This is a genomic window from Actinoallomurus purpureus (assembly GCF_024055795.1).
Taxonomy (GTDB): Bacteria; Actinomycetota; Actinomycetes; order Streptosporangiales; family Streptosporangiaceae; genus Actinoallomurus; species Actinoallomurus purpureus.
In genome coordinates this window covers 148,606-174,883 of record NZ_JAMXMY010000015.1, presented here as the reverse complement: position 1 = coordinate 174,883, position 26,278 = coordinate 148,606, and the positions used below count along the sequence as shown (strand labels likewise).

Annotated in this window: 32 protein-coding genes, 1 tRNA gene and 2 pseudogenes; 9 read left to right on the top strand and 26 right to left on the bottom strand. The window is 67.0% G+C overall.

Annotation, left to right across the window (positions count from 1 at the left end; translation table 11 throughout):
• Positions 1 to 1,088: 1,088 nt before the first annotated feature.
• The 6 genes from NE236_RS26435 to NE236_RS26410 form a co-directional block, all read right to left on the bottom strand.
• Entirely contained in the window at positions 1,089 to 2,075 is a 987-nt protein-coding gene (locus tag NE236_RS26435; protein WP_252844842.1) for a S8 family serine peptidase, read from the bottom strand.
• 106 nt (positions 2,076 to 2,181) lie between these two features.
• A complete protein-coding gene (locus NE236_RS26430) occupies positions 2,182 to 2,379 on the bottom strand; it encodes a cyanobactin biosynthesis system PatB/AcyB/McaB family protein (RefSeq protein WP_252844841.1) in 198 nt (65 codons plus the stop codon).
• A gap of 29 nt (positions 2,380 to 2,408) precedes the next feature.
• A complete protein-coding gene (locus NE236_RS26425) occupies positions 2,409 to 4,454 on the bottom strand; it encodes a PatA/PatG family cyanobactin maturation protease (RefSeq protein ID WP_252844840.1) in 2,046 nt (681 codons plus the stop codon).
• Positions 4,455 to 4,575: 121 nt separating this feature from the next.
• Positions 4,576 to 4,719 carry a hypothetical protein gene (locus tag NE236_RS26420; RefSeq protein ID WP_252844839.1) on the bottom strand — a complete coding sequence of 48 codons (144 nt, stop codon included), beginning with the start codon at positions 4,717 to 4,719 and terminating at the stop codon, positions 4,576 to 4,578.
• A 197-nt stretch (positions 4,720 to 4,916) separates the two neighbouring features.
• The gene (locus NE236_RS26415) at positions 4,917 to 5,171 is read right to left on the bottom strand and encodes a hypothetical protein (RefSeq protein ID WP_252844838.1); all 255 of its coding nucleotides are present in this window, start codon (positions 5,169 to 5,171) and stop codon (positions 4,917 to 4,919) included.
• Between the two features lie 148 nt (positions 5,172 to 5,319).
• A complete protein-coding gene (locus NE236_RS26410; protein WP_252844837.1) occupies positions 5,320 to 5,727 on the bottom strand; it encodes a hypothetical protein in 408 nt (135 codons plus the stop codon).
• Between the two features lie 161 nt (positions 5,728 to 5,888).
• On the opposite strand from NE236_RS26410, the pseudogene NE236_RS26405 reads away from it, so the two are divergent.
• Positions 5,889 to 6,080: pseudogene (locus NE236_RS26405) on the top strand (glyoxalase/bleomycin resistance/dioxygenase family protein); the annotation flags it as partial.
• 77 nt (positions 6,081 to 6,157) lie between these two features.
• Here NE236_RS26405 and NE236_RS26400 read toward each other — a convergent pair.
• From NE236_RS26400 to NE236_RS26390, 3 genes are read right to left on the bottom strand one after another with little or no spacing between them, the layout of a single operon-like run.
• On the bottom strand, positions 6,158 to 6,730 hold the full coding sequence (locus NE236_RS26400) for a DUF6262 family protein (protein WP_252844836.1): 573 nt from the start codon (positions 6,728 to 6,730) through the stop codon (positions 6,158 to 6,160).
• A complete protein-coding gene (locus NE236_RS26395) occupies positions 6,727 to 7,824 on the bottom strand; it encodes a tyrosine-type recombinase/integrase (RefSeq protein ID WP_252844899.1) in 1,098 nt (365 codons plus the stop codon). Before NE236_RS26395 ends, NE236_RS26400 begins: the two co-directional genes overlap by 4 nt.
• Complete coding sequence (locus NE236_RS26390; RefSeq protein WP_252844903.1) at positions 7,721 to 8,404, bottom strand: hypothetical protein; 684 nt, start codon at positions 8,402 to 8,404, stop codon at positions 7,721 to 7,723. The genes NE236_RS26395 and NE236_RS26390 overlap by 104 nt, the downstream gene beginning before the upstream one ends.
• On the opposite strand from NE236_RS26390, the gene NE236_RS26385 reads away from it, so the two are divergent.
• A complete protein-coding gene (locus NE236_RS26385; protein ID WP_252844835.1) occupies positions 8,370 to 8,708 on the top strand; it encodes an NADPH-dependent FMN reductase in 339 nt (112 codons plus the stop codon). The genes NE236_RS26390 and NE236_RS26385 overlap by 35 nt on opposite strands.
• A gap of 79 nt (positions 8,709 to 8,787) precedes the next feature.
• Here NE236_RS26385 and NE236_RS26380 read toward each other — a convergent pair whose 3' ends face one another.
• The 5 genes from NE236_RS26380 to NE236_RS26360 form a co-directional block, all read right to left on the bottom strand.
• Positions 8,788 to 9,684 carry a lipase family protein gene (locus NE236_RS26380; protein WP_252844834.1) on the bottom strand — a complete coding sequence of 299 codons (897 nt, stop codon included), beginning with the start codon at positions 9,682 to 9,684 and terminating at the stop codon, positions 8,788 to 8,790.
• Positions 9,685 to 9,923: 239 nt separating this feature from the next.
• Positions 9,924 to 10,115 carry a hypothetical protein gene (locus NE236_RS26375; protein WP_252844833.1) on the bottom strand — a complete coding sequence of 64 codons (192 nt, stop codon included), beginning with the start codon at positions 10,113 to 10,115 and terminating at the stop codon, positions 9,924 to 9,926.
• Between the two features lie 86 nt (positions 10,116 to 10,201).
• Positions 10,202 to 10,762, bottom strand: coding sequence for a C40 family peptidase (locus tag NE236_RS26370; protein ID WP_252844832.1), 561 nt, complete (start codon positions 10,760 to 10,762; stop codon positions 10,202 to 10,204).
• A gap of 75 nt (positions 10,763 to 10,837) precedes the next feature.
• Positions 10,838 to 10,928: transfer RNA gene (locus NE236_RS26365), tRNA-Lys, on the bottom strand.
• Positions 10,929 to 11,397: 469 nt separating this feature from the next.
• Positions 11,398 to 11,571: a hypothetical protein gene (locus tag NE236_RS26360; RefSeq protein ID WP_252844831.1), complete on the bottom strand. Its 174-nt coding sequence runs from the start codon at positions 11,569 to 11,571 to the stop codon at positions 11,398 to 11,400.
• A gap of 448 nt (positions 11,572 to 12,019) precedes the next feature.
• Between NE236_RS26360 and NE236_RS26355 the strand changes: the two genes are divergently transcribed.
• Positions 12,020 to 12,814: a hypothetical protein gene (locus NE236_RS26355; RefSeq protein ID WP_252844830.1), complete on the top strand. Its 795-nt coding sequence runs from the start codon at positions 12,020 to 12,022 to the stop codon at positions 12,812 to 12,814.
• A gap of 18 nt (positions 12,815 to 12,832) precedes the next feature.
• Positions 12,833 to 13,483: a hypothetical protein gene (locus tag NE236_RS26350; RefSeq protein WP_252844829.1), complete on the top strand. Its 651-nt coding sequence runs from the start codon at positions 12,833 to 12,835 to the stop codon at positions 13,481 to 13,483.
• A gap of 72 nt (positions 13,484 to 13,555) precedes the next feature.
• Here the strand turns inward: NE236_RS26350 and NE236_RS26345 are convergent.
• From NE236_RS26345 to NE236_RS45230, 3 genes and pseudogenes are all read right to left on the bottom strand, one after another.
• A pseudogene (locus tag NE236_RS26345) lies at positions 13,556 to 13,854 on the bottom strand (transposase); the annotation flags it as partial.
• Positions 13,855 to 13,927: 73 nt separating this feature from the next.
• A complete protein-coding gene (locus tag NE236_RS44670; protein WP_252844828.1) occupies positions 13,928 to 16,408 on the bottom strand; it encodes an ATP-binding protein in 2,481 nt (826 codons plus the stop codon).
• Between the two features lie 103 nt (positions 16,409 to 16,511).
• The gene (locus NE236_RS45230) at positions 16,512 to 16,793 is read right to left on the bottom strand and encodes an integrase core domain-containing protein (protein ID WP_372494441.1); all 282 of its coding nucleotides are present in this window, start codon (positions 16,791 to 16,793) and stop codon (positions 16,512 to 16,514) included.
• Between NE236_RS45230 and NE236_RS26335 the strand changes: the two genes are divergently transcribed.
• Together NE236_RS26335 and NE236_RS26330 are read left to right on the top strand one after the other, a co-directional pair.
• Positions 16,680 to 17,057, top strand: coding sequence for a hypothetical protein (locus NE236_RS26335; RefSeq protein ID WP_252844827.1), 378 nt, complete (start codon positions 16,680 to 16,682; stop codon positions 17,055 to 17,057). The genes NE236_RS45230 and NE236_RS26335 overlap by 114 nt on opposite strands.
• Before the next feature lie 66 nt (positions 17,058 to 17,123).
• Positions 17,124 to 17,525, top strand: a complete 402-nt coding sequence (locus tag NE236_RS26330; protein ID WP_252844826.1) for a hypothetical protein — start codon at positions 17,124 to 17,126, stop codon at positions 17,523 to 17,525.
• 939 nt (positions 17,526 to 18,464) lie between these two features.
• Here the strand turns inward: NE236_RS26330 and NE236_RS26325 are convergent.
• The 3 genes from NE236_RS26325 to NE236_RS26315 form a co-directional block, all read right to left on the bottom strand.
• Positions 18,465 to 19,283, bottom strand: a complete 819-nt coding sequence (locus NE236_RS26325) for a Kelch repeat-containing protein (protein ID WP_252844825.1) — start codon at positions 19,281 to 19,283, stop codon at positions 18,465 to 18,467.
• 776 nt (positions 19,284 to 20,059) lie between these two features.
• A complete protein-coding gene (locus tag NE236_RS26320; RefSeq protein ID WP_252844824.1) occupies positions 20,060 to 20,404 on the bottom strand; it encodes a hypothetical protein in 345 nt (114 codons plus the stop codon).
• Between the two features lie 17 nt (positions 20,405 to 20,421).
• Complete coding sequence (locus NE236_RS26315) at positions 20,422 to 20,592, bottom strand: hypothetical protein (RefSeq protein ID WP_252844823.1); 171 nt, start codon at positions 20,590 to 20,592, stop codon at positions 20,422 to 20,424.
• A gap of 125 nt (positions 20,593 to 20,717) precedes the next feature.
• Here NE236_RS26315 and NE236_RS43820 point away from each other — a divergent pair, with 125 nt between their 5' ends.
• The gene (locus NE236_RS43820; protein ID WP_289850898.1) at positions 20,718 to 20,852 is read left to right on the top strand and encodes a hypothetical protein; all 135 of its coding nucleotides are present in this window, start codon (positions 20,718 to 20,720) and stop codon (positions 20,850 to 20,852) included.
• Between the two features lie 112 nt (positions 20,853 to 20,964).
• Here NE236_RS43820 and NE236_RS26310 read toward each other — a convergent pair whose 3' ends face one another.
• The 4 genes from NE236_RS26310 to NE236_RS26295 form a co-directional block, all read right to left on the bottom strand.
• Positions 20,965 to 21,969 (bottom strand): hypothetical protein, encoded by a 1,005-nt coding sequence (locus tag NE236_RS26310; protein ID WP_252844822.1) that lies wholly within the window; start codon positions 21,967 to 21,969, stop codon positions 20,965 to 20,967.
• Positions 21,970 to 22,328: 359 nt separating this feature from the next.
• Positions 22,329 to 23,024, bottom strand: coding sequence for a P-loop NTPase family protein (locus tag NE236_RS26305; RefSeq protein WP_252844821.1), 696 nt, complete (start codon positions 23,022 to 23,024; stop codon positions 22,329 to 22,331).
• Between the two features lie 150 nt (positions 23,025 to 23,174).
• Positions 23,175 to 23,327, bottom strand: a complete 153-nt coding sequence (locus tag NE236_RS26300; protein WP_252844820.1) for a hypothetical protein — start codon at positions 23,325 to 23,327, stop codon at positions 23,175 to 23,177.
• Positions 23,327 to 23,674 (bottom strand): hypothetical protein, encoded by a 348-nt coding sequence (locus NE236_RS26295; protein ID WP_252844819.1) that lies wholly within the window; start codon positions 23,672 to 23,674, stop codon positions 23,327 to 23,329. Before NE236_RS26295 ends, NE236_RS26300 begins: the two co-directional genes overlap by 1 nt.
• 747 nt (positions 23,675 to 24,421) lie before the next feature.
• On the opposite strand from NE236_RS26295, the gene NE236_RS26290 reads away from it, so the two are divergent.
• The gene (locus NE236_RS26290; RefSeq protein ID WP_252844818.1) at positions 24,422 to 25,288 is read left to right on the top strand and encodes a hypothetical protein; all 867 of its coding nucleotides are present in this window, start codon (positions 24,422 to 24,424) and stop codon (positions 25,286 to 25,288) included.
• Between the two features lie 288 nt (positions 25,289 to 25,576).
• On the opposite strand, the gene NE236_RS26285 is transcribed toward NE236_RS26290, so the two are convergent.
• Positions 25,577 to 25,762 carry a hypothetical protein gene (locus tag NE236_RS26285; protein ID WP_252844817.1) on the bottom strand — a complete coding sequence of 62 codons (186 nt, stop codon included), beginning with the start codon at positions 25,760 to 25,762 and terminating at the stop codon, positions 25,577 to 25,579.
• A gap of 134 nt (positions 25,763 to 25,896) precedes the next feature.
• On the bottom strand, positions 25,897 to 26,151 hold the full coding sequence (locus NE236_RS26280; RefSeq protein ID WP_252844816.1) for an integrase core domain-containing protein: 255 nt from the start codon (positions 26,149 to 26,151) through the stop codon (positions 25,897 to 25,899).
• On the opposite strand from NE236_RS26280, the gene NE236_RS45560 reads away from it, so the two are divergent.
• Positions 26,071 to 26,277, top strand: coding sequence for a hypothetical protein (locus NE236_RS45560; protein ID WP_252844902.1), 207 nt, complete (start codon positions 26,071 to 26,073; stop codon positions 26,275 to 26,277). The two genes, NE236_RS26280 and NE236_RS45560, sit on opposite strands and share 81 nt — an antisense overlap.
• Position 26,278 lies beyond the last annotated feature (1 nt).

The following is a 26,278-nucleotide window of genomic DNA, read 5'->3' as shown; positions in this document are numbered from 1 at the left end:
GATCACGCTGCACGTCGATCAGCGATTGCTTGTCAGACCCCATCGTTTCCCGTCGGTTCCCAACGCGGTGCTGACTTCGTGCTGACCCCTAACCGCTAGGCATGTCGTGGCGGGATGGGGCACAGGACGTCCGGAGTGGCTCGCCGTCCGGGCTTCAGCGGGTGGTCGTGCGCGCCAGGTTCAGGCGAAGGGATGGCAACCGCTTGCTGACCACAACCCGCGGATGCTGACCACAACTCACGGACGGGTAGCGGTCGGCTGCTGCAGGGGCGTCACGAGCGGTGAAATGACTGCCGGGGGACTGTCCGCCTGGGGTAGGGGTCGCTGACCTGCATGGTTTGGGGGCTTTCGGGCGGGCCGCCGGTGTCGGTGACCTCTACCGTGTCAATGTCGTCCCGATCAATAGTTGACCTGCGGCTTTTCGAGAAACGGCAGGTCAGCGGGTATCAATGACACTCCTTGACGTCGGTTCAGGAAAGTTCAGCGACCATGCGTGCTCCCGATGCTCCCCGCTCCTGGAGGGAGCACGGGAGCACGGATGGGGAGCATTCCGGGAGCACTGTCAGGTCATGCCTGGGCTAGTCGATGGTCGGGGGAGCCGGCAGTTCTCAGATGAGCGCCGAGGCTCGGCGGCGAGAGGACGTGGGCAATGCGATCGGCATAGGGTGCCGATCGCGTGCCTATGAAGTGCCTAAGCGGTGTGCTGCGTGGTGCCGCCGTCGGCGGTTAACGTCGATGTGAGGCGGGCCTGGCTGAGTGTGCGGCTGTCTGCGGATTTGGTTTCTGATGGCGATGTCCAACCTTTGGGGGCTGGAAAGCCTCTAGCCTCGATCTTTCGTGAGGCCGGTTGGGTCGCGTAGCGACCCGGTCGGCTTGTTGTTTTCAGGTCGTGGTCAGGGGTGGTGCCCAGCTGTCGCGCTGCGTGGGCGGGGTTCCACGGGCCCGGGTGTTCCTTGTGCCGCACGAAAATAGGGTCGGGGTGTTGACCTGCGCGGTCTTGCTGCGGAGTGGTCGGTGGGGCTGGGAGTTTACGGACCCGGACCCATCCACCCAGACCGCCCGGTACTTCGATCCGTCCGGCCAGCCGATTACGCCTGGTCAGAGCGGGTTTTCCGGGTGGACAGGATGAGGTGGGTGGCGGCTGGGAGGTCGAGGGTGCCGTTCAGGCAGCGTTCGGGTTGGCCGTGGGATTGGCCGGGGGTGCAGGGGCGGGCGGTGCGCAGGAGTGCATCGCGTACGGCCGTGGGATTGGCGGGGTGTCCGGTGTGGCGTTGCAGGCTGAGGAGGAGGGCGGCGGCGCCGGTGACGAGGGAGACGGCGACGCAGGTGCCTTTTTGGGCTTTGACGCCGCCGCCGGGCAGAGCGCCCAGGACGTCTCCGCCGGGGGCGACGATGCCGTGTCCGTGGTACGGGATTCCCCAGTTGCTGAACTTGTACATCTCGCCGTTGAGGCGGCGTGCGCCGACGGCGAGGACGCCGGGCAGGATGGCGGGGGCGATGCCGCAGCGGCCGTAGTCGTTGCCGGCGGGGGCGGTGATGAGCACACCCGCTGCAATGGCGCGCGCGACGGCGCGTTTGAACAGGTCGTCGGCGTCGCGGGAGGCGGTGTGGTAGGCGGGGATGAATTGGATGATGTCGGCTCCGGCGTCCAGGAGTTCGTCGATGGCCCGGGCCGCGTTCAGCGGGTCGGGCGGGGTGTCCTCGTCGCCGGGGGCGGCCAGGAAGAGGCCCCGGCAGTGGGGGGCCAGGCCGGGCAGGGGGCTGTCGGGCTGGCCGAACAGCACGCTGGCGGTGTAGGTGCCGTGTTCGACCATCTTGGGGTCGGCGAGTGCGGGGGGTAGCCACCAGGGGGTGCGGGTGTGCACGTCGGCGCCGGTCAGGAAGGGGTGGGTGGTCTCGGGCGGGCCGTCGTAGACGCCGATGGTGATGGCCGGGTCACCGCGGGTGTGCCGCCACAGTTCGGTGACACCGGCGACGGCCTCGGCCGGGAACAGGCCGCGCAGCCAAGGCGTCGGCGCGGTGCCCGGCTGAGGGTGGGTGCGGTGGGGGCCTGGCGGGCGCGGCTGTGGTGTCATCGGTGACCTCGCCCCGGTGTCATGGCGGGTGCCCGCCCGGCGCGGGCGGCGGCAGACCGGGGATCGGACATCGGCGACGGCTCCTCTGCCAGATGCTGGACGGCGGTCAGCTAGTTGCGCTGAGCATCGCCTGCTGGTAGGTCGGCAGGGTGTAGGCCTGCGGATCGTTGAAGTTGGCGCTGTAGGTCAGGTAGGCGCGGACCCGGGCCAGATGCTCGGGGGTGGGCGGGTCCAGGTCCACCGTGCTGGCGGGGTCCACCAGCGCGGGCCGATGCACCGGCGGCGCCTGCGGAGGAAGATTCACCGCGGTCAGTCCTTTCGCGGGGGTTCGGGTCAGGCTTCGGGCCAGCTGCGGACCTCGCCGATGGTGACCGGCAGGACGTCTTTGACGTCGATGGTGAAGCGGTAGACGCGTTTGGCGCGGCGGCTGTTGTCGGGGTCGAAGAAACGCAGTTTGACGTCCCAGCAGTCGCTGTCGGGCCGCGCGTAGGGGCTTTTCTCCACATCGATGTCCTGCAGCGCCATCCCCCGTCCGAGTGCCTGGGCCAGGGTCTCGCGGGCTTGGACGGCGTTGGTGGCGGCGAAGTTCAGCGCCCGGTCGCGGGAGGTGGCGCCGAAGTTACGCAGGTCGTAGTAGATGCGCGTGAGGAAGTCGGCCACCGCGTCCTGTAGGTCGCCGTCGTCGCGCGGGTGAACGCGCTGGTTGTGTTCGGGCACCCCGCAGTCGGCGACGGCGTGGGCCAGGCTGGCCACCGACCAGCCGTACAGACCGCGGTTCAGGTCGATCTCCACCACCGGCACGACCTGCCCGGAGAACAGCTTGACGGTGCGGCCGGGCAACCGGCCGGGCACCGACACCCGGTCGACGAAGTCGGTGCTGTCGTCGGCCAGGAGCTGGCGGGCCAGGAACTCCACCAGCCGCTCGTATACCCCAGGTGCGTAGCCGCTCACCGGTTCGATGGCGTAGATCGGGGTGAGGTCGAGGTTGAGCGTCCAGATCAGCGGCCGGGCCTCAGAAGGGTTGGCGGTCAGATAGTCCACCATCTGCCGCGGGTCATAAGGGTTGGCGGGCAGCGGTACCCCGTCGACGTCGACGGGCGGCATGAGCTGTTTGAAGGTGTCGCGGCGCGCCTCGGTGCCGAAGTCATAGCCCAGCCCGCCCAGTGCGTACACCAGCCGCCGCACCTGTGTTCCCGCGTCCTCACCCGACGGGAGCACCCCGGCCGCGGCCGGCGCAACCAGCGGCGCGGCCGGCGCAACCAGCGGCGCCGCCGGGGCGGGCAGGTCCGCCATCTGCGGCCCGGCCGCCGTGTGCGCCGGGGCAGACGGGGTCGCCGTCTGTGGCCCGGCTGTCTCATACGGGGGCGTGGCCTGCGCGGCCGGGGCCGGGGCCGGGGCGGAGGTGGGGGTGCAGTCGCAGCCGGACAGGACCGGCTCGCCCGTGTAGGGCGGGGCCTGTTCCGTACCGGATACGGCGATCGTCTCCCGGCCGGGGGTGGGGTCGGAGGTGGCGGGGGGAGTGGAGGTCATAGCGTTCACCGCTTTCGTGATGTTGAGTGTTCCGGCCAGATACCGGGCGCACGCCCCGGCCTGGCCCAGGTCGCAGGGGTCGGCGGTCTTCAGCAGGAGGTCGCCGACGGCGATCGGGTCGCATCGGCCCTCGCGGGACAGTTGCAGGCTCAGTAGCAGCGCGGCCACGCCGGACACGATCGGGGTGGCCAGGCTGGTGCCGCTCATCCGGGTCGTGCCGCCGCCGGGCACCGCCACCAAGACATCGTGGCCGGGAGCCAGCAGGCCCCGGCGGCTGTTGCCGGGACCGAAGTTGCTGATCGGCAGCGGCCGTCCGGCATCGTCGCAGGCTCCTACGGCCAGCACGCCGGGCAACGCGGCGGGCACGTGGTCGCACCGGCAGCCGTCGTTACCGGCCGCAGCCACCACCAGCACACCCTGCTCGGTGCACTGGCGCACCGCGCGGGTCAGCAGGGCTTCGGCTTCTTCGGCGGCGGCCAGTTGCCCGCCGCTGATGTTGATCACGTGGACGCCGGTGTCGGCCGCGGTCTCGATGGCGCGTGCCAAGTCCAGTTGCGAGGTCCGCCGCTGGTCGCAGAAGGCGGGCACGCTCACTGCACGGCAGCCCGGCGCCACACCCGGGACCGGACCGTCATGCCGGCCGAACAAGACACTGGCCACGGCAGTGCCGTGCGCGGCTTTGACGCCGGTGAGGTCCTCGGCGGGCCAATCGCCCCGCGCCCGCATGATGCCGGCTCCGGCCAGCGCGGCATGGCCGTCATCGACCGCGCCGTCGATCACGGCCACCCCGACACGCCGATCGCCCGTCGTCAGCCGCCACAACCGCTCCAGCCCCGCAACCGCCGACAACCCACCCACCCGAACAGCCCCCCTTTCGTGACCGGTGTGCGCCTGCACCGCCAACTAGCCCGGGTGAGGGCCGGCGAAGTGCCAGGCACTCCGCGCCGGCCCTCACTGGTTCACTCGGCTGCTACTCGTCGTCGTCGCCGGCGAAGGGATGGACGGGAAATTGGATCGACTGCTCGACGCTGGCGGCGTCGAGCGACGCGGCTCCGGTGATGGTCCGCTCCACCGGAGCGGACAGGTGAGGCAGGAGACTCTGTGGTGTGGTCATGCGGCTTCCTTCCGGATGGGGGTTGCTTCCAGCACCCACCTACCCATCACTAGACGTAGTCATGCGATTACGTTGGGATATATTTGGTGTCGTCTTGAAGGTGGCCCGTCACCCGGCGCACCCCAACCAGCAGGCGATCGGGCACCGGCCAAGCCCCGGGGACCGGTGCGCTCCTCGCCATCGGAGAAGCGGGCTACTCAGACTCGTCGTCTCTTCTTCACTGCTCCTTGCAGGGAGCGCAGCGGTTTCCGCTCGGCCTCTTCGGTCCTGGACTGGATGTTCCACTGCCGGACGTCGTCGACCAGGGTCTCGATCGCATCGTTGAGTCGGCTTCGCAGCAGGCCGGGGGTGAGGGCTTCCACCTCGACCGCGATGCGGGGGTCAATGCCCTCGCGGTGGACGAGGTGGAGCGCGTTGTTGTAGACCGCCAGGGCGGGGTTGGACGCCGTCATATGGCCAGACATCTTGGTGTCGCGAGGGTCTCGCGTTTTCGGGAGACCTTGCGTGCGCGCACGTCGGTGTGCGGGGACGAGCCGGGTGTGGCCCGGGGTGCCGGTTCAGCGCCCCGGGCCACCCAAAGGGGCCGTCGCCCCAGCCGTTCTAGGGCCAGATCGGCAGCATGTTGGCGTCGTTGTAAATCACGCTGCCCGCGCTGTTGGACATCTTGGTGATGACGACGGCCGCGCGGCCGACCGTGACGGGCCCGTTCATGGGCACGCGGACCGTCCGCTGCTCGAGACGGGTACTGCACGGCACCGTGGTCTTGCTGTGGCCGGTGGGGTGGGGATCGTCGGGGCTGGTGACGGTCTGGTTGACGCTGACCTCCAGGGTGACGGTGTCGTCGGAGGAGCAGTACATCGACTCACTGGCCTCTACCACGTTCGGTTCGACCCTGGTGAGCTGGTAGGCCTTGACGGAGCCCTTGGACGCGGGGCCCGCAGCGGCGGCGTTGGGAGCGAAGGCGAGCAGGGATGCGGCGGCCACGGCCGCAGCAGTCATCAGCTTCATGTACAGAAAGTGACATGACGAATACTTTGCGTAATCATAGGGAGGGAATGTAACTGGTGCTCGCTGATCAAGCGGTGCCCGAACTCATGGACATTCGTTCAATCGCGGAACGGTGCCGGAGATGAACGACACCCGGTGCCCGAAGTCAACGACAGAGCCACACGTTCGAGGAGAACGACACCTCCTGCTGCTATGCACTGCAGGACAAGGTCTGGATCCACGGCCCCGGTCAGGAGCCCTGGGAGGTGTACGTGGTCAAGACACACGCCGACACCCTCGGCAAGAGGGCGGGGTCGATGGCCTGCTCGTTAGAGGTGCAGCAGGCGGTGGTACCGCAGCAGGCGCCACCGTGACCCGGCCGAGGCCAAGAGCGCCGCCGGATACGCCTACGGCAGTTGACCGCGCGCTCGGTACGGCCGCCGCTGATGGTTCAGTCGGGGGTGGATGCGTCGCGTCCGCGGTTGAGCTGGGCCATGAGCTCGCGGTTGGCCCCGCGGGCGGCGGCCAGGTCCTCATCGCGGTCTTGAAGCTGCAATTCAAGGTCAACCACCTGCTGTTCCAGGGTGGTGATGCGGGCCTTGAGCTGGTCGATGTCGTCGCCTCCGCCGATCCCGGCCTGGCGGTAGACCTGTTCGCCGAGGGCCTCGCTGAGACGTTTCTCCAGTTGGCGGACCTGGGCGGCGAGGCGGGCGGTGCGGGAGTGCTCGGCCAGCAGATCGGCCTGGAGCGAGGCGCGGGAGACGACCGGCCCCTTGCCGCCCGGCGTGGCGGACGGCTCGGCGGCGTGCGCGTGGACCTGGGCGAGCAAGTCACGGTGCCGGTAGAGGAAGGTCCGGTCCACACCCGTGAGCCGTGCGATCTGCGAGACGGTGATGTCGCTGCCGTCGCGGGCGGCCTGGTTGAGCGCGGCGATGACGCGTCCGCGGCGGCGGCCGGTGTCGGCTCGGCGTCCGTCCAGCATCGCCTGGACGGCCGACTCGTGGGCGGTCGTGGGTGAGCTCACGCGGGTCGCTCCGGTCGTAGATCGGGCAGTGGCTGGTGGATGCGGGGTATGCCGAGGAAACCTTGGAGGGTCTTGCGAACGGTCGCGGCTGCCTGCTGGATCTGCTGGCGTTCGGCGTCGGTGAGCTTGTCGACCTCCTCGGTGATGCGGCGGATCAGGCGCCGTATCCGGTTGATCTCCTCATCGGATGGGGCGGCCTCGGCGACGGCCCAGGCGTCGGCCTCGGGCATCGAGCGGAGCCGTTCCCGGTTGCGGAGCAGGTCATCGAGGTAGGCGCGCAGCTCAGGCAGGTAGGAGACGTCGGTGCTGAAGTGGTCGCAGCCGACGCAGCGGAACCGCAGCGGGCAATGACCGCCGCCGGCGGCGACGTTGGACGGCTCGGAGCAGGTGCCGAACGGGACGACGACCGTGCCGATCGCCTTACGGGTCCGCTCCGCGGCCAGCAGGGAGGTCACCGCGCCCCAGATCCGCCGGCCGTGCCGGTCGAACTGCAAGGTGGTGACCTTGTCGACGGCCTGGCGGAGCCGTACTTCTTTGACCTTGTAGTAGGCGCGCGTCGACTCGAAGGAATCGTGGTCGAGTAGACCGGCCAGCACATCGATGCCGACTCCCGCGTCGGCGTGACGCTGAGCGAAGGAATGACGATAGGCGTAGGGGAAGATCTTCTCGGTGTCGAAGACGGTGCCGTCATCGAGCCGGATCTCCGGCAGACCTTCCACCCATTCACGGTGCATGTTCGACAGGTGGTTGGACCCGATGCTCTTGTCGCCGCACGGGTTCATCACCACGGCCGGCAGCAGCACGAGCTTGCGCAGGTCCCGGTCTGGGTAGCGGCCTCGCACGCGTTCCTGCTGGGCCCGGATCAACGCCGCGGTCGGCTCATGGATCGGCAGCTCCCGGCGGATCCGCTGTTCCTTGAAGTTGTCGTAGGCCAGCACGGGCTTGCCCTGCCTGTCACGGGTCAGGCAGTCGTAGGCGAGTCTGCAGATCTCATCGGGACGCCGGCCGGTGTCCATCAACAGCTCGACGGCGACCCGCATCTCCCTGCACGTGTGAGCTTCCAGAACATCCAAGTGGGCGCACAGCTGGCGCATCACCTCCGGCGGCAGGTCCTGCGCCTCCTCCGAGGCCGTCGGCGGCTTGGGAACATCGGCCGTGGTGAGGATGAAAGTCATCCGGCAGCCCCGCCATCGGCTCACCCGGACGGGTCAAGCCCAAGGCGCGGACCTGGCGCAGAATGTGGCGGACATGACGCAGGTAGGTCCAGCGCGTGGCAGCCCCGAGCCTGCCGTGTTCCTGCAGGAACCGTGTCCGGTTCAGCCAGTTCTCGATGTCGGCTCGCGCGAGCGCGGCCGGGTCCAGACCACGGTCCGGGCGGGCCCGCAGGCTCTCCGACAGACTGGCCAAGCCGTGCAGGTGCTGCTGGACGTGGGAGTTGGTGCTGCGCGAACGGACCGTCGACAGGTAGTCCCGAGCCCACCGCTTGGCCGCCTCCCGCAGCCAGGGCTGGCCGATCTTGGTGAACACCAGGTTGCCGCGGTGGCCGAACGGCACCAGGTCCCAGGTGTCCTTGGCGTACTCGCCTTCGGGGGTCTTGCAGGCCCGGACCGCCGCGGCCCGGGTGCGGTTCAGCAGCTGGATGACCAGCTGGTTGCGCTTCTCCGGCGCGATCAAGAACGCGCTGGACTACGTTTACCGGGAGTGGAACGACAAGGCCGCCGGCATCGTCAGCTACGGCGGATGGGCCGCGGGGGTCCGGGCTGCCGAGGCGCTGCGGCTCGTGCTCGCCGAGCTCCAGGTGGCCACGGTCCGCGCGCAGCCCGCCGTCGCCTTGATCCCCGCGTTCTCGACCGGCGCCTTCGTCCCGGTGGAGGGCCTCGACGTCGCTGTCCGCGGCATGCTCGACCAGGTCATCGCCTGGTCCGGCGCGTTGCGCGGCGTGCGCGAGGCCAAGGCGAAGGCGGGCGCGGCGGCCTAGGGGTGTCCAGTGGATCTTGTTAGCGAGCGGCGTCCAGCCGGACGGAGATCCACCGGACACCCCTGGGCGCGCGACGGCCTCAGAGCTTTTCGACGCGCATCTCGGGCTCCGACCGGGCCATGCACGTGTCCATGTCCGGGTTGTAGGGATCGTCGGGGTGAAACACAGCGTAGGAATACGAACAGCAGGGATTATGGCATTCCGCCTCGGTCGGGTAGGCGGCATCGTACGGGGCCTCGAGGCCGACCGGAACATATGGCCCCGGGGGCATCTTGGGCACCACGTCGGAGGTGTTCACGAGCCGGAACGTCGGCACGCCCAGGTCGTTGTAGTAGGCCTGGAACTGGGAGTTCCCGACCTTGGGGCTGGCCTGAGCGTGAAGCAGGATGTTCGCGCCCGGTATTCCCGTGGCGTACGCCAGGGGTACGGTCAAGGTCGCTAGGGTCGAGCCGAGGCTGTGCCCGGTCACGGTGAGCCTTCCGCGGCCGCTGGCGATCTTTGAGAACGTGGCGTTCAACGCGTTCTGGTCAAGACCGTTGAAGACGTCATAGAACCCGTGCGCCACTTTGATTCCCGTGATGGGCGTGCGCGTCGGCGGAGTGTAGGGCACCTGATCGAACTTCAGATCCTCGTCCCAGTCGTCGCCGGTCTGCGTCCCGCGAAAGGCCAGGTACGCCGTTGTTGGGTCAGGCCCATAGGCGAATATCGCGAACGGTTCGCTGACCTTTTTGCCCTTGGATGTGAAGGTGCTCCAGATAGGGCCGACGAACTTCCATTTGTCGAGGGGAAACACCGGGCTGGTGATGGGACAGCTGTCCGAGGGTTTCCAGGTGAACTTGTCGGGGGGTGGCTTACCGGCGGCAATCCATTTCGCGCACATGTCGCAGGCGACGTTGACGAGGAAAGAACAGGTCTGGGCGATCTTGAGGTCATAGCCGGGGGGCGACTTGAGTGGTGTTACATGTCCGTTGCGCAACGGTGCTCCCTCTTTGGTATCGGAACTTAAGGGCGTGAAGCGCGGCGTTGAGTTACCGCCGAGCTAACTGCAATGTTCATCTACCCAACATCAGTTCGGCGCTACTAATGAATTCACATATTTTGCTCTCTATGTACTATATTTGGGCAAGTTGACGGCCTGGCGAAGTACGGCTACTTAGGTTCTTCGGCAGGCGGGCCGGACGGCTCCCCTCCGTCCGGCCCGCGATCGTGGATGGATCAGCTGGCCGACCACCACATCGGCGTCGGGCGGCCACCAGACGCGTGCCGTGTGGTCGCGCCCGCTGATGACGCGGCGGCTCCGTCCATCTGGTGAGCGATGAACGCCGGCGCGATGACCGTCGACGTCGCGACGGCGGTGAGCGGAACGCTCATCCTGCGGATCCAGCTGACTCCCTGCGGATTCGGCATGGACAACACCTCTTTCTCCTCGTGGGCGGTGCCGGGCCGCCCCGCTGACGGCCCGACGCCCGGCCGGAAAATCCGGCCTGGCGAGGTCAGCGGCGGCGGGCGTAGGGCCGGGTGAAGCCCACGTATCCGCCGGGGTAATCGCGGTAGGACTGGACGCGCACATTCGAGCCGGTGTGAGGGGCGACGAGCATGAGGCCGCGCGGGACGTCGTAGACGATGCCGATGTGACCTGGGCCGGAGTGGCCGGGCTTGTAGTCGAAGAAGACGAGGTCGCCAGGCGCTTCTTGTCCAGGCGGGACCTTCGCGCCGAACCAGTATTGGGCGTCTGACAGCCGTGGGATCGCGATGCCTGCCGCGCGGTACGCCATCATCGTGAGCCCGGAACAGTCGTAGCCGGCTGGACCGGTGCCGCCGAAGATGTACGGCTTGCCGAGATGTGCCCTCGCGTAGGCGACGACCTGCGCGGCGATCACGGTCGGTGCCTGCACCGGGCCGGCGTAGCCACAGCCAGCGTCGTCGGTCGCCTCCACCGGTCGCGCGGCGGCGTAGCGGCGGGCGACCGCGATGACGTTGGCGACATAGGCCCAGCACAGAGCCGCAGGGCGCCAGCCAGGGCTGCGTTTGGCAAGATCGTGGCATCCGAGCAACCACGGAGCAACCACTACCCCAAAACGGACACTGGGCGCTCCCGGTGGAACCGAGAACGCCCAGGTCAGGACGGGTACGCCGCCAGGGACTTGAACCCCGACCCGCGGATTAAGAGTCCGCTGCTCTCGTATCAGATCGGTGCTCTCACTATCGATCCATGCCCGTTCGTCCGCGACTCCAACGGTTCCGGTGCCGAATTCTGCCGCCGCGTGTCGGCCCGTTTCATGGCATCCGAGCACACGGCGAGCACACATGCCCCCCTGTTCACGGCGGCGGAGGGGCGTCTCCCTCGGGCTGGTCGGGGAACACCCCCGCGTGCGCGGGGAGCAGACCCGCCGGGACTCGATCGTCAAGGCGGAGCTGGGACCACCGCCGCGTGCGCGGGGAGCAGTCATCGGCGTACTCCACCAAGGCGGCCGTGAGGGGATCACCCCCGCGTGCGCGGGGACCAGGGCTGGTGGGGAGTGAATGGCTGCGGTGCGTAGGGACCACCTCCCTCGGCTGCGCGCGGGGGCGGCCTGGTTTCGGTATCCGGAGGCCGCTGTCGCCGAGACTGGTGCAGCGGGGTTCCGGGAGACCGGTTCAGTGGTTGCGGCGAGGTGGGCCGAGGATTCCGGTGATCTCGGCGATGGCCTCACTGCTGGTGGGGATCGAGGCCGATCTGCTTATCCATGAGGACGCGGACGCGGTCGTTGCCGAGGCGGAACCGGCCGGTGTACGGGCCGATGTGCTCAGGCCCGGGACGGCGTGCGGGGACGGGTTTGCGGTTGGCGAGGAAGAGCGGTCCGCGCGCGTGGGTGCGGACCATCCGTCCCTCGCCGAGATGGGCCAGGCGGGAATGCCAGAACTGGTGCAGGGGTCCAGCCCTCGCCGGCGGGGTCCATGGTCTTGGTGGCCTGACGTCGTCGGGCCAGGTTTCCGCTGCCGGCCGGGTCGCGCGCGTGGCGTCGTTGCTGCGATGGGGCGTGCCGGGCTGCGGTGCAGCTAAGGGAGGTATCCCGGGCCGCGGCGCGGGCGGGGACGTGCCGTCTCGGCGCGACGCCGGGTTCGGCACCGACTCCTTCGAACGGTCCCGAGGTGAAAGTGCCGATCTTTCTGCCGGTTTTTCTGCCAGAGGTTCTGCCTGGAGTAGCCGCGCCCCTCCACCGACGATGTTCGAGGCGGTAACGATCTCTGTCGACTTCGACCAGCCGATCAGTTCCTCCCATGAACATCCGCCGAACACGCCGTTGCACCCACCCCCACAGGAGCCACATGTGAAGACCACTCATCGCATCGGAACCATCGCCGCCACGGGAGTGCTCGCAGCTACCACGATCGCCGGCACGGCAACCGCAGGAACCGCCACCGGTTCGAGCATCACTCCGTGCCTTACGACCACCCACCAGACCCCCACTGCGGCGAATGTCGCTCGCTTCATCGCCGGGAAACGGCGGACAGGGGCTGCTCAGCAGAGCATCGATGAGGCGCTGTCGACGCAGTACGGCCTGACCCGGGCGCAGACCGCCTCGTCGGCTGGGGTCGTCAGCCCGCGAGACATCACCAGTCACGGCCTCACGGTCGCCTCTCCGTACATCTACTCGCAGACCTGCACCCAGGACGTCTTCCTCGACGGACCGTGGCACTGGTCCAACAACTTCTCCGACGTGGCCGACGGCACGCACTACGACGGAATTGCTCTCGGCTTCAACACCTCGATCCACATGACCGGCTCTTCCGCCTGCCACTGGGGCGACTCTTTCGGCGTCAACTGTTCCCTGGACTCGTCGATGAATGACGGTGCCAATGGGCGAGGGATGAACTTCAAGAACCGCGTGGCCGGCAGTGACGGATCGGCCAAGTACGGAGACGGCATCATCAGCTTCAACGGCGGCGGCATCTGCGGCAACTACTGGGGCTTCTCCTCCTACGCGCACGGGGCCCTCGGCAACAACATCACGGGCTGGGCCTTCACTGGCGGAATGTTGGAGGCCGATTTCAGCAACATGTCCTCCAGCGTCCAGTGGACGGTCGCCTCGGACGTGCACAGCAACAGCGTCTACACCTGCTAAGCCGCGAGCGGAGACATCATGGTCAAGAACTGGCTCATTCCCGCCTCGGTATCGGCGGCCGCGCTGGCCCTGCTCGCCTCCGGGCCCAACGCCTTCGCCGCAGCGACCGGCCCGCACACCGGCCACGCGGTGCGCGTCTACTCCACGCGGCTCAAGATGTACACCGCCCGGGTGGTCGCGGTCGACTCCGTCGGCCACGCCAGGACCCGCAAGATCACAGTGCGCTACGACAACGGACGCAAGATCGTCGCGTCGGACAAGCTGCTGCCGTATTACACCAAGGCGCTGGCAGCCACCCGGGCGCGCGGGCTTCGGCCCTACACCTCCGACGAGCCGATGTCCTGCGGCACGGCCTGGGTGAACATCGGCGAGTACAACGGCCAGCCCGCGAACATGGAGACCGGCTTCGAATCCAACACCGGCGTCCTGCAAATCGACTGGAACGTCGACATGGAGGGGCCGAACTACTCCTACAGCTACAACGCCTCACCGTACCTGTGGGGCGACACCTCCTGGGCAGGCTCCCACCACAGCCACACCGCCTACCCGCACGGCCAGTGGCAGGCCACGCTCAAGCACGGAAGCTTCGCCAGCGGAACCTACATCACGCTCGACAACGGGCTCGGCTGCTTCCCAGGCAGCGACCTGACCGATACCGAATGGCTCTAAGACCCCATACCCGCAACGAGGCCGTGACCCCATTGGTCACGGCCTCTTCTGCATACAAAGCGATCCCCAGCCCCGCCGAGCTCCTCGCACTAGGTGCACCACGCACTGCTGGACGGTGGCCTGCGGCCAGATCTCCTCGATCGCCTCCGGCAGGCCCTTGAGGCCGTCGCAGCAGGCGGTGCACACATCCGCCACTCCCCGGTGGTCAGTCCCTTGGCATAAAGGGAGATGATCGATTCATCGAACCCGGCGACGCGGCGGGCGTGCTTGGGCACGATCCGCGGTTCGAACTCACCCGCCCGGTCTCGTGGCACTTGCAGCTGCACCGGCCCGACCTCGGTCGACACGGTCTTGGGTGAGGTGCCGTTGCGATGGCTCGCTCGATCAGCTCGGCGGCGAGTCGCACATCCAGCCCACCGATGGTCTCGTCCTCGTCGTTAGCGGTCACAGATGATCCTTCCCGGCCGGGGCATCGGCCCCAGCCTTCCGAATCACCACCCCACCCACACGATCTTTAGGACAGTCCCGGCCTTCGCGGCTCGCATGTGGGCCGCCAGTGTCGCGTGAGCTGAGGGATTTAGCGGCGGCGAGTGCTTGTGCGGCGCTGTGGTGGTCGCCGTGCGCCCGGAAGCCTTCTACGGCGATGGCGAGCGCTCTGTCGGCTTCGTCGAGCCTTCCGGCAGCCCGGAGGGTTCGGCCGAGGTGGAGGCGAGCGATGGCTTCACTGTGGGCCGAGCCGCGCGTCTGGGCGAGGTGGAGGGCGTCATGGTGGTGGATGAGAGCGGTGTTGTGGTCGCCGAGGCGGCTGTGGGCGGTGCCGATGAGGTAGAGCGCCATGGCCGTGAGATCCTCGTCGTTGTTGTCGCGGGCCAGGCTGAGCCCGGTCCGGAGGTGGTGGAGCGCGGTATCGGGCCGGTTGAGGTGGAGGTACTGTTCGCCGGCGTAGTTGTGGGCCATGATCATCTGGACCGGCACGTTGGCGGTCCGCCCGAGCGCGATGGCCCGCTCGAGGGTGGTGACGGCCGCGTCGTGGTCGCCGGAGCGGCCATGCAGGGTGCCGAACAGGATGAGGCTGCTGACTTCTCCGGGGCGATCACCGGCCGCGCGGGCCTGCTCGAGGGTGATGGATAGGAGCCGACGTGCGGTGGCCCGCTCGTCGCGGTGGATCGCGATACGAGCCCGGACGCGCTGGGCTGTCGCCTGGGCCCAGCCTTCGGTGACCTGCTCAACGGCGGCCGCGCAGCGGGACAGATCGTCCCAGCGGCCGGAAAGGACGAGCGGACGCTGAAGGAGTTCCAAGAGCTCTGCGGCAAGGGCGGCATCCAGTTCGGGGGTGGAGGTCACGAGCATGATCGCGGCGATCAGGTTGTCCTGCTCGACGTCGGGTACCGCCTCGCCCGTCTGCTTGGCGCGCGAAGATTCGGCTGTCAGGCCGGTTCCCTGGGGCACTGCGTCGGGCCGGGGGTGCGGGACCTGCCCGGCGAGGCCGGTGAGGGAGGCGCGGACGGCACGGGTGAGGGACCGGCGGCGCACATCGGCGGGGTCTTCACGGAGCGCCTGCTCTTTGGCGAAGCTGCGGAGTAGGTCGTGGAAGCCGTAGCGGTCTGGTGCCGGGTTGGTCGCCAGGTGGGCATCGAGCAGTTGGTCCAAGAGGTGCTCAGCGTCCGAGGCAGGCACGTTGAGCAGGGCGGCCGCTGTGCGGAGTGAGGAGGCCGGATAGTCGAGCAGCGCGAGCAGCCGGAACGCTTGTGCGGCTGCGGGTCCAAGCCCGCGATAGCTGAGCATGAGGCTGGCGCGCACATCGAGGTCTTCGACGTGGAGCTCGTCCATCCGGCGGTGCTTGTCGGCCAGCCGGTCGGCCAGGTGCCGCACCGACCATGCCGGTCGGGAGGCGAGCTTGGCACCGGCGATCCGCACCGCAAGAGGTAGCCGGCCGCAGTTGGTGATCACGTCCGCGACGGCAGTGTCGTCACCCGCCACCCGCCCGTGGCCTGCTGTGGCCGCGAACAGGGCGGTGGCTTCCAGCTCGCTCATGGGCAGCAAGTCGAGCCTGGTCGCGCCTACCAGGCCGGTCAGTTGGGCGCGGCTAGTGACCAGCGCGGCGCTCGGACCTCCGCCGGGCAGCAGCGACCGTACCTGGGCGCTGGTGGCGGCATTGTCCAGCAAGAGGAGGACTGCGCGGTCGGCAAGTATCGACCGGTACAACGCCGACCGATCAGCCAGGTCGGTAGGAATGGTTCGGCCTGGCACGCCCAGTGATCTGAGCAGGGAGTTCAGGACGTCCCCAGGGTCCCGGGGGGCTGTGCCGGCCCCACGCAGGTCGGTGAACAGGGTGCCGTCGGTGAAGATGTGTCGCAGCCGGTGGGCGGCATGTAATGCCAGGGCCGTCTTCCCCACCCCTGGCGGACCGGTGACAACAGTCACTCTCGCGGATGCTGCACCGCTGGCCAGACTGCTGGTCACTGCCTGCAGTTCCGCGGCGCGTCCGGTGAAGTCAGGGATGTCGGCCGGCAACTGGGCCGGTGCGGGCCAGGGCGATCGGCGCGGCTCGCCTGGCGGTGTGCTCGCTGAGTCGTCGATGGAGACTGTCGGGGCCGATGGCCGGGGTGCTCTGATCTTCTCGGCAAGCGTGATCGTATTGCGGGCCGGGGGGTGAGTCGGCAGATCCAGGGCGGGACCGTCGGCGAGGGTTCGCTGGCCGACGCGTCGCATGAGATCTCGACTTCCCTCCTCGTCGAGTCCGAGCGCCTCGGCGAGCAGTCGCACCGTCTCGCGATGCGGCTTGGAAACCTTGCCCCGCTCCAGGTCCCCAATCGCCCGCACGCTCATCCCCGATCGTTCGGCGAGCTGTTCCTGCGTGAGCCCAGCCGCGATCCGCCGCGCACGGAGCGCGGCACCAAGTCCTGCGTCTGACTGGCCGCGCACCCGAACCCCCGATTCGCGGTGAAACTGCCGAAATTTCCGTCAGCGATTCTGCCTGGAGTCCTCGCCCCTGTCTACGGACGATGTTCAAGGCTGTGCCGCTCGATTATTGGGTTACGCGGTCTGATCTGGGGTTACGCGGCGTTGTGGTATTCGCTGATTGTCTTCGTCGGATGGTCTGTAGGTCGGTGAGGCTGGCTGCGTCCCGGGTCGGCAGCGTTTCAAGGTCCGGTGGCCGTTGTCGCCGGGATTGGTGCGGTCGGGAAGCGTTGTAATGGGTCAGGTACTCGCCGAGCACCAGGGCCAGATGGCGTTCGCCGAGGATCAAGATCCGGTCCAGGAGTTCGCGGCGGAGGGTTCCGATGACGCGTTCGCAGATGGCGTTCATCCGCGGCGTCTGCGGCAGGTGGTGATGATCCGCGTCTACGACACCGACACCAAACAGATCCGCCTGTACGTCAACGGCAAACTCCAGCAGACCGCCGGGCTGTGCGTGTTCCCCTGGCGGGCAACCCTAATGGCGAAGCTGGCTACAAGGGTCCCGCTCCGGAGGCAATCGCAAACTGGGGAGCTGGCGACGCCGGCCTTGTTGGCCGCGCAGAAGGCGAGGGTGAAGTCGAGGTGCCGTGAGGCGTCACTTTTAGATCCCTGATTTGCTGACCATGTCACTTCCAGGTGCGTTTCGTAAGCTTTACGGTGGCTATAGATTGGAGGTTGAGTGACGTTGAAATTCCAAAGTGAGGCTGAGTACTTGGCCTCGCTGCTGATGAGAGGTGCGGGCGGAAACTATGTCTACGAGGCATCTGTCCAACTTCTCGTCCGGCATGGATACTGGCTAAGCAACAGAGACCTTCTCAAATTCGTTGTTACTTACGAAGACCCGCCTGCGGCGGCTGGCATCGAGTGGGGTGCTGCAGTTGCTGCGCTCGACAGTGGCGACCTGGAGGCCGATCAAGAGCAGGCAGTAATTCTCCGGATTGCGGCAAGCATCTCCGGGGCGTGTAAGATCGCTCTCTTTGATGTGGTGCAGGGGATTGATCGTCAAAACATAAAATACATCGCCGAAGCATTGATGTATGCGGATGGTTTCCTTGGATCCATCGCCGATCCCATACCCTAGCTAGTACTCCAGATCGCGATCTTGGTTTCGGAGGCCTCCTGACGGCGAGTGCCTCACTGTTGGGATGTTGGCCTATGCCTACAAGTAAGCGAGACGGCCACCGTTGCGATGCTTCAGGTGTGTTGGTACTGAAGATCACGCGGTGGCCGCGTTGGCCAGAGTAGAACACCTTGATGCGGCCCGATCTGATCTGGGACCTCCTGCGCTTGACCGCCGATCGGGAGCAGCAGGTCTGTGAAAGGCGGTGTCCATGCGGAGGAATCACCAGGCCAAGTACGCCAGGCGCATGGCCTGACCTGCATTGATGTGGTGGGCGATACTGGGATTGAACCAGTGACCTCTACCGTGTCAAGATCGTACCGATCATGCCCTGACCTGCTGGTTTTCGAGATGTCGCAGGTCAGTGTCGCCGGATGCTGGTTGTTGGCGCATGTTCGGGACGGTTCGGGAACCATGTGTGCTCCCGCCGCTCGGTGCTCCGGGCGGGAGCAGTGGGAGCACGAACCGGGGGAGCACGGTTGTGATCTGCGGTTCTTCCGGGCCTGAGACGACGTTCAGTCGCAATGCACGATCAGCGTCGTCAGCCGTGCAAGGGGTACGGCTCTGGTCAATACGGTCGCGGAACTCGTTCTGTCGGCGCTCGACCCGGAGCCAGGCAGCGGCGATCTTTAGCCGGCTCAAGGCCGGTGTGGACAGAACTTGGGCACGCGGCTGGTAGGGCGATGCCGATCGGGTGCCTATGAAATGCCTAGGCCCCACTCCTGCCTGAACCTGCGGGTCAGTGCCCGGACCCCAATTTTCGAGCGGGACATCCTCTGGGCGTAAGCGTGCCGGTGCCGGGCCGGCTCCCGAGGGCCGGCCCGGCACTGGAATTGTGGTTGTTGGGTTACTTCCGAGTCAGGGTGATGTTCTCAGTGACCTTGGCTCCTGTCTTGAGGTTCACCTCGCTCCGGTGGCCGGGCTCTGGGACTTCGGTGGGGCGACGTGCAGCGTCACCGGAGCCGCCGGCAAGGTGTACGGGGTGGTGCTGCCGAACACGAGCTGGGCGCTGTAGCCACCGGGTTGGCTGATCTGTGGAACGCCGGAGTCCAGGGTGACCCTGACGGTCGCCTGGGCACGGGGCGGCAGGGTCAGTTGCTTGGTGGACTCGCGCAGCCATGGGACGTTGGCGCTGGGGTCGACGCCGAATCCGGGGAGGGTCTCCACGGCCGAGGTGGGTGTGATTCCGCCGGTCGAGCCGCCGATCTTGTAGAAGCCGGGAGCACCGGCGGACCGGTAGGTCGGGGTGGTGGCGTTCGGCAGGGTGCTCCAGGTGCCGGTCTGCGGATGGTAGGCGACGCCCTGGTTGGTGGCGGCGTTGCCGTTGACGCCGCCGGAGATCATCAGCAGGCCGTTGGCCGTGGCGTACGCGGAGCCCCACAGCGCGACGGGCATGTCGGGCAGCTTGGACCAGATGTCGGTGGCCGGGTCGTAGACGTAGGCGTGCTTGATGTCACCGCCGGTGGTGGTGCCGCCGGCGCAGTAGATCTTGCCGTCGATGCCGGCGCAGGAGGTCCAGCCGACCGGCTCGGGGTAGGGGGCGATCTGGCTCCAGCTGTCGGTGGCCGGGTTGTAGACGCTGGCGTCGGTGACGCCGCAGCCGGTGTCGCAGCCGCCGATCAGGTAGAGCTTGCCACCGAGGACGGGGTCTCGGCTCCGCCGCGGAGGCCGGTGCCTGGGTGCCCAGAACCGCCAATCCTGTGGCGCTGAGGACTGCAATGGCGTACGCCATCCGCCCTGCAGCGAACCCTCTCAGAGGAAAGGTGCGCACACGCAACTCCTGTACGTGCTCGTAGAGGTCGCCCACCAGCACGCCGGGGCGACAGTGGACGGAGGATCCACCGGGGACATTAACGTACTATTGACATATATATGTCAATAGCTCACTTTCGCATTAGCTTTCGATGATTCGCGGTGGTCTATGCTTTTACCTGCACTTAGCCGCGGGCCTTGGTCAATCCCGTGCCGGAAAACAGGCTCCGCAGGCAGACTCTCGGCCATAGATCTCACACCGGCGCCGCCCTGGTTGGGCACCTCGGCATCCGGACCACTCGCGGAAACCGGCCGGCGATCGTGCCTACCCTCCGTCAGTGCGCCGCTGAGCCACGGGTGGTGGCTCCGTGCACCTGGCGACTGGCTGGTTCATCGACCGCGTTTGTGTGCCGTCCTTTTGACACGGGCGGTCTGGCGGCGCTGTTCGGCGTGGCCGACCTTGCGAGCCTTGGCGGCGGCCTTGCCCAGGAGGGTGCTGCCGCGCTTGAGTAGGAAATCGTGTCATTCAGCGTCGGTTGGTTCGTCACCGAACACCGCGCGCGTGGCACACATTTCGGCGCTTCCGGCGATTTCCAAAAATCTTACCTAGAACGGGATTTCGAAATACACGGTATTTCCAGGTCGGCGATCTGGTCTGGGTCGGTAATTGGCTGCGGCAGCGGACGGACAGGCCGGGCGTTGGCGATGCGATGGGGCCGATGCTCGTTGTAGAAGGCCTCGAACTAGCGTAGGGCGTGGAGCAGGTGCCGCTGGTTCCAGATCAAGGTCCGGTCAAGCAGTTCATGCCGGCAGGTCTGCACCCACCGCTCCATGATCGCGTTCATTCTCGGTATCCGAACTCCGGTGAGCACGATCTCGATTCCCGCATCGGCCAGGACGGAGTCGAACGGCCCAGGGAACTTACCGTCGCGGTCCCGGATCAGGAACCGTGCCCGGCACCGGGCGTCTTCCAGGTCCATGACCAGGTTCTTCGCCGCCCGCACCACCCAGGACGCGGTCGGGTGCGCGGTCGCACCCAGAATCCGGATCCGGCGGGCACGGTGCTCGATCACCGCAAGCACGTACATGCGTGCTCCCGACAGGGTCACGGCTTCCAGGAAGTCGCATGCGAAGAGAGCGCCTGCCCGGGACGCAGGAAGCCGGCCCACGTAGTGGAGGTCCGTTCGGGTGCCGGATCGATGCCGGCGTCCTTGATGATCTCCCACACGGTCGAGGCGGCCACCTTAACCCCGAGCACGAGAAGTTCGCCGTGCACGCGCCGGTACCCCCCTCGCCTCTCTGGAAGAGAAGCAGGGCTCCTGACCTGCACTTTCACGTGGTGGGCGATACTGGGATCGAACCAGTGACCTCTACCGTGTCAAAAAAAGGTCGTACTGATCAATGGCTGACCTGCGGGTTTTCGAGGTGCCAAAGGACGCCCGTGCTCGCATCTGTGCCTGGACCGATCTGCGGCAACTCGACACCTGGCTTGACCGCGCCGTCATTGCTACATCCATCGCCGACCTGTTCGACTGATTACCCTGGCTTGGCGCGCGAGGAAATGCGGCCCTGGCACTGCGACGGCCTATCGTGATTCCTGAGACTTGATCTTGGTGGGTCCGGCAGTTTTAAGGGCGCCGTTGCAGTACTAATAGGTCTTGTAATAGAGCAGCTCGCCGGATTCTCCCGGCGCCGCGCCTTCGCTCGGGACGAACAGCGTGACGAGCATGGCGCGTTGACCGCTTGGTGTCTTCAGCGCCGTCAGCGTGGGATTCGCGAACGCCGTGCTGCCGCCGTCGGTTTGGATGGTGGTGCGATCGGCGTTGCCGGTCTGGTAGTCGTACAGGAAGACCCGCCAGGAGCCGAAGTCTCCCTTGGTGTACTGACCTTCGATCAGCCCGAAGCTGTAGCCGAGGAAGACGGTCTGGTCGCGGTCGCCGATGTTCCCGCCCACGCCCCAGTAAAGCAGGGCGTTGTCGAAGTTCGGTTGTGCCGAGGTCGTCCAGGAGCCGAAGTTCGTGAGCGTTCCCCGCTGCTGACGGTCCCGGTCGCAGTTCCACCAGTAATGCGCGCCGACGTCGATGGTCGAGTGGTCGATGTCCGGTGACAGCTTGATCGAGTATAGGTTCGGCGTACCTTCCGCGCAGGACGACAGCTGCCGCGGCGCGTCGTACGAGCGGGAGACATTGCCGGCGAGCAGGTCGGTGCGACTGGCGAAATAACGGAAGGCGAGATGGTTGTTGCCGCCGCCCGAATTCTCTTGCTCCCAGGCGAGGACGAAACCGCCGTTGGAGGCCTGCGCGATGGTCGGCTGCGAGGCCGGGCCGGTGTTACTACCGGCGAGCTCGCGTACCCAGTGCCAGGTCAGCAGGTCGCTCGACGTCGCGAGGTTGACCCGGAAATGGCCATCGGTGAACATGAAGTGCGAGACGGCCAGATAACCACCGGTGTTGTCCTGGATGACCTTGACTGTGTCCATTGTGTGGCCGGCGTCGTCGTGCAGCGCATAGCGTTTTCCGTCCGCCTGGGTGACGTTCTCCACGATCGTACGAAGCTGCGCGCGGGTCGGGTCGGACGGCGCTCCGGACGCTTGGGCCGGAGCGGGCAGCAACGCGGCGACTAGGACCAGGCCAGCGGCGAGTTTGGCGAGCACGGCGACCCTCCTCATGAAAACCACAGACGAAGCACGGTACCCCGTTTCGCGCTGACGCGGTTGGCCTAATTAGGCCGGGTGTAGCTCCTTGAGGCTTTTTCGTCCTGGGTCTATTCGAGGCAGTTCCTGGTCCTCAGCTGAGGCGCATCTTCGACTCGAGTCGTGCGTCGGCTTCCGATGTCGCGATCGGCTGCCCGGGATCTTTGAGGACCATGACCTCGTCGGTCCGGAAGACGAGGCGCTTCGGCTGACGAGGAGCCCGACGAGCTCCGGTACGGGTTGACGCGCCGCCTCCTCATCGAGGAGGCGCAGTGCCTCGTCCAGCCGGCCCAGTCCCCAGCCAAGGTTGATGGCCCGGTTCACGGCGTAGCGGGTGCGCTGGAACTCGTCGGCGTCCGCCAGGTCGGCGAGGGCGAGTGCGGCGGCGGCCTCCTGGGCTGCGCGGACCAGATCCTGAACTGGGCGAGCGTGAGGGTGGCGTCCAGGCCGCCACCCGCCGCGACCGCGGCCTCGGCGAGCCGGAGCGCCAGCGACAGATCGGACACCGCGTACGCGAGTGCGGCGGCGGTCAGCAGCGGTCCCGGTTCGGTGGCGGTGCCGCTCTCGAGCCGCCATGCCGCGATCCGCATGACGTCCTCCCGGCGCCGATGGCCGTACGTCTTTGTCACCGCCGCCAGCTCCGCCTGGCGACGACGGGCCCGCAGCACCGGGCAGGACGCGCGGATGACCTCGCCGTAGATCGGGTGCGCGAGCCTGATCTGGGTCCGGCGGCCGTCCCGGAGCACGGACGCGAGCTGCGCCTCCTCCACCGCCTCGCATGCCTCCGCGGAGGTGAGCGCGATGAGCGTGGCCAGCCCCACCGGCTCTCCCAGGGACAGGTACTCCAGCACCGCGAGCTCGGCGCCCGCCCGGGTGGCCTGGACAGGCACGACGTCCCGGTCCGCGCACGCCTCGCGGAGGAGCCTGCTCTTGCCGACCCCCGCCGGACCTGCGATCAGGAGGCCTGCCTTGGTACGAGCACACGCTGCGGCGCGGATTTCGGCTATTTCGTCCACGCGACCCACGAAAGGCCAGACGCCGACCATGGACGGATCTTAAAGTCGGCTTTCCTGGAACCGGCATTATCCGGCCATATCCGGCCCATGCCGTAGCGCCGCGACACGACAAGGTTCCCGGAGGTAACCGTCTCGTCTGGGTCGCAGCCCTCAGGCGGACGGCGCCGTACGGATGCGAAACAGAACTCTCAGCGACACCGTGGCCCAGGTGCCGATGTGACCGAACAGCCGGGTGGCGACGGCGGCGCCGACCTGGAGGCTGGTGATCTGGGCCAGCACCAGGGCCGGCGCCCAGCGACGCATCAGGCGGCGAGCATCGCGCCGTGCACGCCGGCCCAGTACCGCGCGGTCAGGTCGAGGAATCCGTCGAAGGCCTCCCGTTCGCGTTCGAAGTCCGCGCCGGTCCGGCAGAGCTGTGCCGCGGAGACGACGGCCTGTTCCCTGTGCTCCTTCTCGGCCTCGCCGATGTGGACGTAGAAGTACTCACACGCCTCGTGGAACTCGTCCTCGCCGTACAGGTGCTTGTAGTTACGTATGCCCTCGTACAGCCAGCCGGACCAGCATCGAGTACGCCAGGTGCTCCTGCCCGAGCAGCGCGCGGCGGTCGTGGTTGGGGGTCGGAGCGGGGAGTTGCCAAACGGCGGGAGCAACTGTGATCCGGTGGATTTCGATAACCCGACCGACAAGATCGCGACGCTCGAGCACCCACCGAGCACCCACGATTTCCAAACCGTGCCTAAACGGATACTGGGCGTTCCCGGTGGAACCGGAAACGCCCAGGTCGGGACGGGTGCGCCGCCAGGGACTTGAACCCCGAACCCGAGGATTAAGAGTCCGCTGCTCTCGTGCCAGATCGGTGCTCTCGCTGCCAGTCCATGCTAGTTCGTCCGCGACTCGACCCGTTCGGATGCCGGGTGGTGCCGCTGGCTGACGGGCTGTTTCGTGGCATCCGAGCAACCAGCGAGCAACCATCGTCCCCCGATGGAGGCAAGCCGTCCGGCCCGTAGGCGCGACCTTAGGCACGTCGTAGGCAATCTGTGAGCGCATTCCTGGACGCTTAGGCACGCGGTAGGCACTGGTGCCCACACCGATTGCCGGGTAAGCGGGGCCTGGGCACGTGGGTAGGCAAGCCGTCGGACCGTTCTCTGCACCATGTCAACAGCCACCGCATCTACCGTTCTCACGAAGTCTCACCGCAGAGGTCGATGGCTTGGCGTCGGCCGCCCCTCTTCGTCGACGAGACCGATGGCGTACGCGAACTGGCCGCAACCGGTCATAAGCGAAGGGTAGCGCTCGTTGTTCGTCGCGGGGAGCATGAAGTTACGCGGACTGCCGAGATGTGCAATCAAGGGGGCGGTGGCCGACTAGGGGGAAAGGATTCTTGATTTCCGCGCCGCATGACCATGCTTGCGGTCCGATGCCCGATCGGAATTCACGTTCACTCGAGACAGGGGAAGGGCGACAAAGTGTTAGCAAGAGATAAGCTCAACATCGCCGGAGAGACCCACACCGAAAGTGATGCGCGCAGGGCCCTGGAGAGGCAGTTCTGCTCGGCGAAGACCGGCAGCGCCGACTACTGGACCGAAAATGATTTTCCCGATCTGCCCCTGGGCGGGCAGCAGCAGGCCCATGCCGAGCCGGGGGCCGACCTGATGGAGTACCGCGCCACGCACGGCGCGGCCATGTTGATCGTCAAGTTCGACAAACTGGGCGACGAGGCAATCAACGTGTCGGCGACCCCGGTCAACTCTGCCGCCACGGCGATCGGCGCGTTCAACACCGAAGTACAGGAGCTCATGCAGTTCCGGGACCGTGTCGATCGCAGTTGGCGGCCCTCGAGCGACGCGGTGAACAGGGCCGTGCAGGCGGTGTACGACAACGTCGAGAGCGCCTACCAGGCGTACGACGCCGCGCTCCGGAACGCCCCGGCGCAACAGCAGCTCAAGGCCGTACGGGACTTCGCCAACAGCCGCATTGGCCTCCGCGATCTGGTGCCGGCACTGGCCGACGCGGCCGGCGCACGCCTGGCGGACAAACGCGACGCCGCCGAACTGGCGAAGTTCATGCGCAGGCAGCGCTCGACCTTCATGGGGCTGGGAGCGGTCTTCTCGAAGCGGAAGGCCGGCGTCTGGAAGGTCGGCGACGGGCACATCCAAGACCTGACGGACGGCACCTCGAAGATCGACAGGAGCCGGATCAACATCATCACGAAGAAAGAATTCAACGAGGAACTCGCCGCCTGGAGAGGCGGACAGACCACGTGACGCGTCGCGGACCCGCCCCGTGGGGTCCGCGAACGCCGTCGTCCCGGAGGCGTGTTCGTGCTGGCAGGGGGTCTGATACGGCCGCCACAGGAGCCGAGCTCGACCTTGCGTTGCACCCTGCCGCTGGGCCACCCGGGCGCGTATTGCTTCGAACTCGACGCCATCGACTACGGCGACGACCTACCCGTGACCTGACACCACTCAGTCGGGTTCGTCGTACTTGGGACAGGGGCCGTGGTCGGGCCAGAACTTCACATGCATGACCAGTTCCCGGCCGCCGTTCGCGGTTCAGGAGATTGCGGCGCGTTGCTCGGTCTGATCGTCGTTGTCGCCGAGTGCGCAGTGCGGTCCGGCGTGTCCGGCTTGCAGTTCGCACAGCAGCCGGGCCCGCTGCGACTCGGCCGGATCGAGCAGCACCGCGCGTTCGCCCTCGGTCAAATTCACTTCGGCAGAGCAGCACGCGCGCAGCGTCATCCCGACCGGAGATCCCGGAGACGAACGGTCGCAGCAATTGACATGCCGTAGCCACAATGCGGGCGGTCAGCACGCCATCGTTCAGGGCGAACACTTTCGCCTTAACCCTGTGGGTGCCCGTAATTCGGCTACCCCTAGGCGACCTGGGCGTATTCGTGGAGGCGGCCACCGAGTCTGTCTCGTCGGGTGATCTTCACGTCGGTGGTGGCGGGGCCGGGGAGCGGTCGGAGCGGGCTGGCGTGGTTCAGCGCCCGATGCGGCCGGTGGTTGTTGAAATGGATCTCATATTTGGCGAGGACCTTGCGCAGGTGGCGGGCGTTCATGATGAGGATTCGGTCCAACAGTTCACGGCGTACGCTCCCGACCCAGCGTTCCGTGATCGCGTTCATTCGTGGAGCCTGCGGCGCGGTGAGCAGGACCCGGAGGACAGCAAGATCTTCACCATCTTCGAGGGCACCTCGGAGATCCAGCGCCTCGTCATCGGCCGCACCATCACCGGCCTGCCGGTCCGGTAGC

Bases quoted from the DNA above. Each gene is read 5' to 3' on its own strand.
- NE236_RS43820 (WP_289850898.1), top strand. From the start codon at position 20,718: ATGGCTGACCTGCGGGTTTTCGAGGTGCCAAAGGACGCCCGTGCTCGC.
- NE236_RS26410 (WP_252844837.1), bottom strand. From the start codon at position 5,727: ATGAAGCTGATGACTGCTGCGGCCGTGGCCGCCGCATCCCTGCTCGCC.
- NE236_RS26415 (WP_252844838.1), bottom strand. From the start codon at position 5,171: ATGACGGCGTCCAACCCCGCCCTGGCGGTCTACAACAACGCGCTCCAC.
- NE236_RS26300 (WP_252844820.1), bottom strand. From the start codon at position 23,327: ATGCGTCGCTGGGCGCCGGCCCTGGTGCTGGCCCAGATCACCAGCCTC.
- NE236_RS26420 (WP_252844839.1), bottom strand. From the start codon at position 4,719: ATGACCACACCACAGAGTCTCCTGCCTCACCTGTCCGCTCCGGTGGAG.
- NE236_RS26290 (WP_252844818.1), top strand. From the start codon at position 24,422: ATGACCATGCTTGCGGTCCGATGCCCGATCGGAATTCACGTTCACTCG.
- NE236_RS26395 (WP_252844899.1), bottom strand. From the start codon at position 7,824: ATGCGCCAGCTGTGCGCCCACTTGGATGTTCTGGAAGCTCACACGTGC.
- NE236_RS26360 (WP_252844831.1), bottom strand. From the start codon at position 11,571: ATGGTCCGCACCCACGCGCGCGGACCGCTCTTCCTCGCCAACCGCAAA.
- NE236_RS26435 (WP_252844842.1), bottom strand. From the start codon at position 2,075: ATGACACCACAGCCGCGCCCGCCAGGCCCCCACCGCACCCACCCTCAG.
- NE236_RS26280 (WP_252844816.1), bottom strand. From the start codon at position 26,151: ATGAACGCGATCACGGAACGCTGGGTCGGGAGCGTACGCCGTGAACTG.
- NE236_RS26375 (WP_252844833.1), bottom strand. From the start codon at position 10,115: ATGCCGAATCCGCAGGGAGTCAGCTGGATCCGCAGGATGAGCGTTCCG.
- NE236_RS26320 (WP_252844824.1), bottom strand. From the start codon at position 20,404: ATGTACGTGCTTGCGGTGATCGAGCACCGTGCCCGCCGGATCCGGATT.
- NE236_RS26350 (WP_252844829.1), top strand. From the start codon at position 12,833: ATGGTCAAGAACTGGCTCATTCCCGCCTCGGTATCGGCGGCCGCGCTG.
- NE236_RS26285 (WP_252844817.1), bottom strand. From the start codon at position 25,762: ATGACGCTGCGCGCGTGCTGCTCTGCCGAAGTGAATTTGACCGAGGGC.
- NE236_RS45230 (WP_372494441.1), bottom strand. From the start codon at position 16,793: ATGAACGCCATCTGCGAACGCGTCATCGGAACCCTCCGCCGCGAACTC.
- NE236_RS26385 (WP_252844835.1), top strand. From the start codon at position 8,370: ATGACCAGCTGGTTGCGCTTCTCCGGCGCGATCAAGAACGCGCTGGAC.
- NE236_RS26335 (WP_252844827.1), top strand. From the start codon at position 16,680: ATGGGTCAGGTACTCGCCGAGCACCAGGGCCAGATGGCGTTCGCCGAG.